Consider the following 8,944-nt stretch of genomic DNA (forward strand, 5'->3'; position numbering starts at 1 on the left):
GTGTCTCCCACCACAAGACCGTCGGCGAGCGGCCCGCCATAATGTGTGCATGTCGCTCCGATGGCGAAGACCTCGGCCCCGCGGCGCACCAGCAGCACCTGTTCATCGCCACAATGACCCAACAGCTTTCCGCCATCGGGAAGCTCGGAGAATGCGATGCCCTGCACCAGATCCGGCCCGCTTGGTTTGGTATGACCTTCAGCCATTTCCTTCTCCCTTGGCGAACCAGTGTCAAAATTACTCGTACGGCCGAGACGCGAGAAATCTTCCGGTCTACCAGGCTCGGCACTGGGCGTGCCTGGCTGGGATGCCGTCAGGTTCTTCGCACCGCCATAAACTCACTCGACGCGGGTTGAGCAGCTCAACGACAGTCTCCCGCCATCTTCGGTATCATGCAAACGAATTTAATCGGCAATTGCGTGCAATTTTTATGATAGCTGCCTGCGATCACCCCTGTCCGACGATTACAGAATCGCTTGCCCCGTCTTGCCCCAGTCGCCAAGAAAGGATTCTAGGCCCTTGTCGGTGAGTGGGTGTTTGGCGAGGTTTCTGAGTACTGCGGGTGGCACGGTCGCGATATGGGCGCCTGCGATCGCCGCCTGTTTGACATGGAGAGGGGTGCGAATTGAAGACGCGAGGATTTCCGTCGTGAAGGATGTGTCGTTGTCATAGATCGTCCGGATTTCTCGGATCACCTCCATGCCGTCCAGACCGAGATCATCGAGCCTGCCAACGAACGGCGAAATGAAGGTCGCACCTGCCTTGGCGGCGAGTAGTGCTTGGTTGGCTGAAAAGCAGAGCGTGACATTGACCTTCCGTCCGAGCCGATTGAGCGGCCGGCAAGCCCTGAATCCATCCCAGGTCGATGGCACCTTGACGGCCACATTGGCGGCAATGTCGGCCAAACGCTCTCCCTCGGCGATTATGCCGTCAAAGTCGATCGCGGTGACTTCCGCTGAAACCGGGCCCTCGATCGTCTGGCAAATCTCCTTGATCACATCTCTGATCGGTCGGCCGGTCTTTGCGATAAGGGACGGGTTTGTGGTCACCCCATCGAGAACTCCAGCGGCAGCAAGCTCGCGAATTTCAGATATATCGGCGGTATCGACAAAGAATTTCATTGTTTTTCTCCTCAAGGAACGCGCCCAACGATGATTGGATGATTTTTGTTTGGTTTGGTTTCCGGAGTTGTCGCTGTCGTGATCGCACGCCCTATGTCTTTGAAGGCAATGGCAGTGCAGGAGCGACGTGACGTCTCTATCGATGTTTCAGCAAAATCTCTCTAAGGACGACGGCATCGTTGTGGGCCTCGTCATGAGCCGAGTAGACGAGTGTGACAGCGCCCTCCCGTATCAGGTCGCGCAGTCGGTCAAGTTCATCGCGATGCTCATGGATTTCCGCCGCATATCGCCGGCGGAATTCCTCCCAGCGGGCTGGATCGTGTCCGAACCATTTCCGAAGCTCGGTGCTTGGCGCGAGTTCCTTCATCCAATGGTCGATGGCGGCTTCGGTCTTCTTGACCCCGCGCGGCCAAAGCCGGTCAACTAACACTCGCTTGCCATCGTCGACAGCAGGACTCTCATATGCCCGTTTCAATTTTACTCTCTCTTTGAAGATTTTTTCGCTCATCGACGTGGTGTCCTGTCTGTCTCCGTGTCGTTGACGGCATCGGGAAGGCCGGAGAATTCGTTCTAAGGATTACCTCGTCGGCTTGATCTGATCACGAGATGTCGCCGCGATATCGCTCGATCCAGTGATGGCCCGCACCATGGCTGCGTAGGTAGTCATCTGATGGATCGTGGAATACCCCTGACCCTGGTTGTGCTTTGCGGCCGGGACAGGTCGCCCTCCTGTCTCAGGGGCCGACCTTCTGTCCTTGAGCGTTGAACTGTTTCAGATAGGCGATTACGTCGGCGATCTCCTGGTCCTTGCTGAGACCGGCAAATGTCATCTTTGTGCCTGGCACCAATTTGCGCGGCGCGCGCAGATACGTCGCCAGTGTCAGCTCATCCCAGGTCAAACCCGAATTCTTGTTCGCCGCGGAATAGCTGTAATCCGGATATGCACCAGCCGCTCGGCCGACGACGGCATTCAAGACCGGACCTACTCCGTTCATTGCGTCGGGGCCTACCTTGTGGCAGGCCATGCACCTCCTGAAGACGACGGCTCCGGCTTCGGCGTTGCCTGAAGATATGTCCTGCGCATGGGCCGAACCGACGACAGTTAGAATTGCGGTCGTCAATCCAAGCAAAGTCGATTTCATGTTTGCGTCTTTCAACGAACGGCGGGTGGTTCCGGCCGACCTGCCCCCAACAACGAATTTCGAAACACGACCTAGTCTGCCGGAGCCGAACCAAGTATCCGGCTCCGGCAGACGCGGCATTAGGTATCAACCAGCGGACCGGGGTTCTTCAGATACTGATTCTTGATCGCGTCCACCGCCCAGTAGGCAAGAGCGCCTACCGGTCCGGTCGGGTTCTTCCCCGCGTTCTGGGGAAACACGCAAGCGCCGGTGACGAATAAATTCGGGACATCCCAGACCTGAAGATATTTGTTCAGAACGCTGGTGCTTGGATCAGCTCCGAAGACTGCCCCACCTGTGTTGTGCGTGCTCTGATAGGGCACGATCGAATAGGGCACGGGCGGCACGTTTCGATCGATCTTGGTCGCACCCATCTCCTTGGCTAGTGTCACGCAGATGTCGGCCTGGGCGTTCATCTGCTTTATCTCGTTGTCTTGGAAATTGAATGTCATCCTCATCAACGGACGTCCGAAAACGTCGGTGTAGGTCGGATCAAGGCTCAGGTAGTTCTGCCGGTAGGCCATCACCGCGCCTTGATTGCCCACGCTGGCTGCGTGGTCATAATTGTCGACCACTGCCTTCTTCCAGTCGGAGCCCCAACGCGGCGTGCCGCGGGGTGTTGGATGCGACTGGATAGGCCGGGCGCCCGAGTTGCTGCAGCTGATACCGCCGCCGCCGATGTAGCCGGCTTTCACGAAATCGTAGTTATCGCCGTTGAAATCATCCATGCAGGTGCCGAGAGCGCCGGCGCCCATGAAGCGATTCAGAATGGTTTTCTTGTCGAAGAAGGCGGTAGCTCCGCCACCGCACTGATAGGCATAGTTGCGGCCGACCACGCCCTTCCCCGTTGCCGGGTCATAGGGCTCGCCAATCCCCGAATGCAGCAGCAGGTTGACGTTGCCGAGCGCATAGGCCGACAGGACGATGAGGTCGGCAGGCTGTTCGAATTCGCGCCCGCGTGCGTCGAGATAGGTGACGCTGACCGCCTTCTTGCGGGTCGAGTCGAGATTGACCTTCAGCACGATTGAGTTGGTGCGCAGCTCGAAATTCGGGTTCTTCACCGCGAGCGGAATGACGGTGAAATGCGGGCTGGCCTTGGCATTCGCCTCGCAGCCGAAACGTTCGCAGAATCCACAGTAGTGACACTGGCCGAAGGCCACGCCATCGGGATTGACGTAATCCCGGGACGCGTTAGACGACGGGTTGGGGAACGGGTGATAGCCGAGATTGCGGGCCGCCTTCTCGAACATCACCATGCTCTGCGCGGCAATCATAGGCGGATTGGGGTACTCGTCCTTTCGCGATCCCTCGAAGATATTGCCACCATCGATCTTCCGACCGTTAATATTGCCGGCCTTGCCGGATGTGCCGCAGGTTTTTTCGAACTTGTCGTAATAGGGTTCGAGATCGTCATAGGTGATCGGCCAGTCCTGCAGGTGCATATCCGAAGGGATGATCTTTTCGCCGTATTTGTCGACCGTCCGGGTGCGCGCCTGATGGTCCCATTCGAGCCAGCGCCAAGTCACGCCGTTCCAGTGCACGCCTGCGCCGCCCACGCCCTGGCCAGGCAGGAACGAGCCGAGTTGCCGCATCGGCAGCGCCGTTTGCGATTCACTGTTGCGGAATGTGATGGTTTCCCGCCGCACGTTCTGCATGAGGTCGTGGCGGGCGGCGTAGCGGAGTTCGTCATGGATCTGGGGGTCGATAAAGTCCGGATTGGTGTCACGTGGGCCTCCCCGCTCAAGGGCGACAATTTTCAGTTTGGTCGATGCAAGTTCTTTGGCAATGATGCCGCCTGTCCACCCAAGACCGACAATCAGGACATCAACCGCGTTGAGTTTGGTGGCCATGTTACAGTCTCCTTTTTCGTCGATTAAATGAGATCCTGGATGCCCTTCGGCTCAGCCGTGTAGGGCTTGTTCCGAAACGGTTCGATCTCGTCCATGTACATGGCACCCGCACCAGGGAAGCCGATCATCTTCCAGGCTGCCCTGTCCTTGTTTCCGCCATACATCGGGTCAGCGAAATAGCCCTCGATCGTGAGCTGGAGCAGAAGTCCGAAGAAGGTTGCGGTCGGCACCGTTGGAAGCTCAATCTTCTTGCCGTCGAGATCGGCTATCACCGCAGCACGATCTTTTGCTGACAGGCCGTCGAAGGTGCTCTTGTGGTTTTTCTGCACATAGACGCTGACGTCGGCGATGCCGGCCCGGATCAGTTCCGATGGCGTCATCGGCAATTGATAGCCTTGCTCAGGCGTACCCTCGCCAAACGGCCCTTCCAGATACAGCCGGTCGCCCTTGCCGTATCCGCCGGCCATTTGGCGATCGATGTAGTTCGCAACCCCGAGTTCCTTGGCGCCGGGGCCGGTTGAATCGCTTGGAATGAGCGTATCGACCGCCGCCTCGATGAAGCCGGATTCGTCGACATTGAAGAATTCGTAGCCCCAGTCCCCGGCATGGGATTTCGCGGCGTCAGTACCGTGATGACGCGGTTTTCCGATCGCCGGGGCCACCGTTTCGTTCGCCGATGCGGATCCTCCCAGCGGCAATGTGCTCGCTGCCGCTCCTGCCACACCGAACAGCTTCAGAAAGTCGCGACGCCCCACATCGCCTTGGCTCTTATCTCTCGTCGACATGATCTCTCCTGTGACGCTGCAGGCAAAACGATGTGTGAGATGGAGAAAGCTTGCGCCCCCTCCAACCGGCGCTGCGCAGCATTCAGCGCTAGGCTTGGTGGAATTCTTCGAGCCTAGCGCCGGCGCTAGCTATCTAGCAAACGAAATTGATTGACATTTAAACGCAATTTTTATGCTATCTCCCCCATGGATATTGAGCTCGCCCGCACTTTTATCGAGATCGTTTCGACAGGGAGTTTCATCCGAGCCTCGGAGCGCTTGAATGTCGCCCAGACGACCGTAAGCGCACGAATCCGCAACCTCGAGCAGCAATTGGGCCGAGCGCTTTTCGTCCGCCACAAAGGCGGAGCTTCGCTCACCCCCGCCGGTGAGCAATTTCTGCGCCACGCTCCGATGTTCGTCCAACTATGGCAACGCACCCTTCACCAGGTTGCCGTGCCCCCGGGACGCCGGGCTGTCCTGACGGTCGGCAGCGAAGTCAGTCTTGCGCAACCTCTTCTGCTCGATTGGGTCCGATGGATGCGCCGCTCGCTCCAAGATATTGCGCTTCGGGTACACGTCGATGTGCCGCAGGATTTGATCAATCAGGTTGCGTCGGGAATGGTCGACATAGCTATCATGTACGCCCCCCCGCACAGACCGGGGTTGAAGATCGATCTGCTTCTGGAGGAAAAACTCGTCCTCGTGACTACCAATTCCGAAGCGCGCCTCCTGGACGAATCCGATTATGTTTATATGGATTGGGGGCCGGATTTTGGACTTCACCACGGGATGAATTTCCCGAGTGCTGCGCCGGATCTTTCTTTCGATCTCGGTCCGCTCGCGCTGAGCTATGTTCTTGCGACTGGCGGCTCCGGATATTTCAGGAAGAGTTCTGTGCAGCCTCACATAGAGGCCGGCCGGCTGCACCTTGTGCCTGAAATGCCGCAGTTCTCCTATCCGGTTTACGCGGTGCAATCCGCAAGTGCCGACGAGAGCGTGGTAGGTCCTGCCCTGGCAGGATTGCATTCCGTCGCGAGCGCCGACATCAAATTGTAGGAGTTGTTGGGCGTCTAAAGGTCCGCTTGGATTGACGGGAACAGAAGGTCGACCGTTGTTCCAATCCCTCGTTCACTCCTTATCCGGATCCGACCACCAACCATCTGCGCCAAAGCCTGCACTTGCAACATCCCTATCCCGGTGCCCTTCTCACCCTTCGTCGTGAAGAAAGGATCGAACACCTTTCGCAAGACTTCCGGAGCCATGCCGCAACCATCGTCTTTGATGCGAACGCATGCGTAGGTTCCGGGCCCGGGCGGGTCAGGTGCCGTGGTCGTCTGCACCAATCGCGCAGTGATGACTTGGATCTCCCCGCCACTTGACATCGCATCTCGTGCATTCATGACGAGATTAAGCACTGCAGCGTCGAACAGCGCCGGGTCGATCAAGCAGTCCGGGATATCGGAACCAAGCTCCAGCTTGACGCGGACATCGGGGCCTGCGCCATACCTCAGGAAAGGCTCGAAAGACTTGAGGAACTCATTCAAATTGCCAGCGTGGATATCGAGTTCCTGATGTTTTGCGAAGGCGAGTAGCTGTGATGTTAGGTCGATACCTCGATCGATTCCTTCCCGCGCTGCCGCAATGTAGGTCCTCACGCTTTCGGGCTCCTCGGCTCTTTTTTCGGCAAGCCTCAGGCCGGATCCAATGACTGCTAGGAGGTTTCTGAAATCATGGGCAATACCGCCAGTCATCTCGCCTAAGGCGGCAAGCCGATGTGTGGCACGCTCACGTTGTTGGGCTGCGGCCCAAGCACCGAGAGGCATATCTAACTGAGAGCGCTCGTCGCGCTTCGCTCGTGGTTTATTATCGTATGGAAACGCGCTGCCAGTCATGATGGTCGCCCCTATCGATCATTGACGACAAACAGGAAACTCGCGCTCCCATTCGCATCGTCATATTTGGGTTCTCCTGTTGCTGGTCGTCATGCCTCCTGCATGCATGTCTAGGCGCGCCGCACGATCCTTTTCGTCATGATGTCTTCGACCATCGGAAACGCCTTGAGCGCCTCCTCTGGGAGGTCTCCATTCGTACCGACCAGTTCAGTCCAGCTATGCGTTTCGGGTTCACCGACTATGATGCGGCCAACCATTCCAGCATGCTCATGCGGAATACAAAAATAGTCATAGACGCCGTGTTCGGTGAAGGTGACCGAAAAGCTCTCGTTGGGCAGGAGATAGTCGGAGTCCCACGATTTAGCCGCCTTAGGCATGCGGAGCGGTCGCTCCAAGTTTGCCGGATTGTACGCGGTCGTCGTATGCGAATTGCCGGGATTGAGATTGGTCCAGCGGATCGTCTGTCCTGGTTTGATCAGAATGCCTATCGGGTCGAACCAAACGTGTGAACCGTCGTCGCGCCCTTGCATCTTGATTTCGACAATCTCGCCGCCCCACACGGCCAAAGACGTGAGGGAGAGGGCGGCGGCGAGCCCGCCGCCCGCGCCCAGTATCTCACGACGCGTCAGTGTCATTTCGCGACCCGCGCCTCGTCAGCGGTCGAGACATGCCACAGTACGACGTGGGCATGCGGCTCTTCGACGCCCGGATGGCCGGCGTTGTAGTAGACGTCGACATGGTCGACATTGGCTCCAGGTGAAGCGAGGTCGTCAAAACGTTTGTCCGGATTGAGATCCTTGATCGGCAGCATGTAGATGGTGCTGACAAGCTTGCCGTCGTGGTCATAGGCAAGGAACGGGCCGGCAGGCAATGTCGTCGGATCGACGAAAAGTTGGCCCATGCCCGGTAAGAAGTCGGGCAGCTTCACAAGCTTGCTGACCTGTTCGTAAGGAGCCGCGGGCGGGGCTTTGGTGACCTCATCCGCCGCCATGGCGCAAAGCGAACTGCCCGTTGTCAGGGCAACTGCGAGGACAAGTTTTTTCATCACGGTATCTCCCTGTTGAACTAAAAACCGCGATGGCCGAAGATCCTGGAAGGCGGTCTTAAAATCCGATTTCCATTTGCTGACACTGCCTGTTCGCGTCCAGCTAGCAAGCAGCAGACTGTTCTGCTCGTCAAACGAAATTAACTGGCATTTCAATGCATTTTTTCTGCTCGTCAGGCGCGCACTGTTTGCTTGATTTCGAAAAATCTTTCACTACCTCTGAGTTGCTATGAAGATCTTCAGCCTCAATTTCCGGCGAGAGCCAAAACGCCTCAAAACGGGCCCTTAGCCCGGAGGCGAAAAGGCCCTGGCTTAGCGTCCGGGAAAGCCAGGATCTCCACTTCATTCCACTGTGAACTCTGCCCTGCTTAAGCAGCGCGGCTAAATTTGCGATTGCGTTTGGATCGACACGGAGGTTGACCCTGATGATCTCCCCCATCTTGTCAGACGAAGACATTTCGCTCGACCTTGTGACAAAGGGAAAGCAATCAGCCTTGTCAAAAATCGCGGTCAGGATCGCGCGGAGAACTGGGCTTGACGAGCAGATGGTTCTGCGTGGTCTTTTCGACCGCGAGCGTCTCGGCTCAACGGGCGTCGGTCATGGCGTCGCGATCCCCCACGCTCTACTTGGCATAATCTCTTCGCCTGTCGCGTCGTTGACACGCTTGGCCCAGCCTATTGATTTCGAGGGCCCCGACGACGACCCCGTCGACCTCATTTACACTGTACTCTGGCCGCGCTCTGCCACTTCCGCCTTCCTCCCTGCCCTTTCCCAAATATGCCGGCTGTTTCGGGCATCTCAGGTTCGGGAGCGAATCCGACAGGCGCGGTCATCCGATGAGGCGTTGGCGATTCTCGAAACTGAGCCGCTTCCGGAATTTCCACCAATTTGCATACTGTCGCGTCGGGAGTGGCGTTCTGGTGTCTAGGCAATTCAGCAATGCCTTAGACTCCATTGACGCGACGCATATCACAGTCAACTAAGGCGTGAGGGTGAGTAGGCAGCCAGACTATGCTGAAGCATTCGCGAACCGCGGCGCGGCCTTTTTATTCAAAGGTGACGGTGTGAAGGCTATTACTGACTGCGG

The 8,944-nt window shown here is 57.4% G+C and carries 12 protein-coding genes; 2 read left to right on the top strand and 10 right to left on the bottom strand.

Going from position 1 to position 8,944, the window contains the following annotated elements; all coding sequences use genetic code 11:
- The 6 genes from BQ8482_RS39755 to BQ8482_RS31195 all read right to left on the bottom strand — a co-directional run.
- A partial coding sequence (locus BQ8482_RS39755) for a Rieske 2Fe-2S domain-containing protein (protein WP_244603061.1) occupies nt 1-206 on the bottom strand: 206 nt, incomplete at its 3' end.
- Nucleotides 207-464: 258 nt separating this feature from the next.
- Nucleotides 465-1,121, bottom strand: a complete 657-nt coding sequence (fsa, locus tag BQ8482_RS31175) for a fructose-6-phosphate aldolase (protein WP_123151094.1) — start codon at nt 1,119-1,121, stop codon at nt 465-467.
- A 136-nt stretch (nt 1,122-1,257) separates the two neighbouring features.
- On the bottom strand, nt 1,258-1,629 hold the full coding sequence (locus tag BQ8482_RS31180) for a DUF488 domain-containing protein (RefSeq protein WP_123151095.1): 372 nt from the start codon (nt 1,627-1,629) through the stop codon (nt 1,258-1,260).
- Between the two features lie 226 nt (nt 1,630-1,855).
- Complete coding sequence (locus tag BQ8482_RS31185; RefSeq protein WP_123151111.1) at nt 1,856-2,263, bottom strand: c-type cytochrome; 408 nt, start codon at nt 2,261-2,263, stop codon at nt 1,856-1,858.
- A gap of 119 nt (nt 2,264-2,382) precedes the next feature.
- Complete coding sequence (locus tag BQ8482_RS31190; protein WP_123151096.1) at nt 2,383-4,152, bottom strand: GMC family oxidoreductase; 1,770 nt, start codon at nt 4,150-4,152, stop codon at nt 2,383-2,385.
- Between the two features lie 23 nt (nt 4,153-4,175).
- Nucleotides 4,176-4,937, bottom strand: a complete 762-nt coding sequence (locus BQ8482_RS31195) for a gluconate 2-dehydrogenase subunit 3 family protein (RefSeq protein WP_123151097.1) — start codon at nt 4,935-4,937, stop codon at nt 4,176-4,178.
- 150 nt (nt 4,938-5,087) lie between these two features.
- Here BQ8482_RS31195 and BQ8482_RS31200 point away from each other — a divergent pair, with 150 nt between their 5' ends.
- Nucleotides 5,088-5,975 carry a LysR family transcriptional regulator gene (locus BQ8482_RS31200; protein ID WP_244603058.1) on the top strand — a complete coding sequence of 296 codons (888 nt, stop codon included), beginning with the start codon at nt 5,088-5,090 and terminating at the stop codon, nt 5,973-5,975.
- Nucleotides 5,976-5,989: 14 nt separating this feature from the next.
- Here the strand turns inward: BQ8482_RS31200 and BQ8482_RS31205 are convergent, their stop codons facing one another.
- The 4 genes from BQ8482_RS31205 to BQ8482_RS38490 all read right to left on the bottom strand — a co-directional run bounded on the left by BQ8482_RS31205 (nt 5,990) and on the right by BQ8482_RS38490 (nt 8,313).
- On the bottom strand, nt 5,990-6,811 hold the full coding sequence (locus tag BQ8482_RS31205; RefSeq protein WP_123151099.1) for a two-component system sensor histidine kinase NtrB: 822 nt from the start codon (nt 6,809-6,811) through the stop codon (nt 5,990-5,992).
- Between the two features lie 110 nt (nt 6,812-6,921).
- Entirely contained in the window at nt 6,922-7,446 is a 525-nt protein-coding gene (locus BQ8482_RS31210) for a plastocyanin/azurin family copper-binding protein (RefSeq protein ID WP_165848794.1), read from the bottom strand.
- Nucleotides 7,443-7,856 carry a DUF5602 domain-containing protein gene (locus tag BQ8482_RS31215; protein WP_123151100.1) on the bottom strand — a complete coding sequence of 138 codons (414 nt, stop codon included), beginning with the start codon at nt 7,854-7,856 and terminating at the stop codon, nt 7,443-7,445. The genes BQ8482_RS31210 and BQ8482_RS31215 overlap by 4 nt, the downstream gene beginning before the upstream one ends.
- A gap of 130 nt (nt 7,857-7,986) precedes the next feature.
- Nucleotides 7,987-8,313 carry a DUF4381 domain-containing protein gene (locus BQ8482_RS38490; protein ID WP_165848784.1) on the bottom strand — a complete coding sequence of 109 codons (327 nt, stop codon included), beginning with the start codon at nt 8,311-8,313 and terminating at the stop codon, nt 7,987-7,989.
- On the opposite strand from BQ8482_RS38490, the gene BQ8482_RS31225 reads away from it, so the two are divergent.
- Nucleotides 8,282-8,785, top strand: coding sequence for a PTS sugar transporter subunit IIA (locus tag BQ8482_RS31225; RefSeq protein WP_123151102.1), 504 nt, complete (start codon nt 8,282-8,284; stop codon nt 8,783-8,785). The two genes, BQ8482_RS38490 and BQ8482_RS31225, sit on opposite strands and share 32 nt — an antisense overlap.
- Nucleotides 8,786-8,944: the final 159 nt, after the last annotated feature.

This window comes from Mesorhizobium delmotii (assembly GCF_900149755.1).
GTDB classification, from domain to species: Bacteria; Pseudomonadota; Alphaproteobacteria; order Rhizobiales; family Rhizobiaceae; genus Mesorhizobium; species Mesorhizobium delmotii.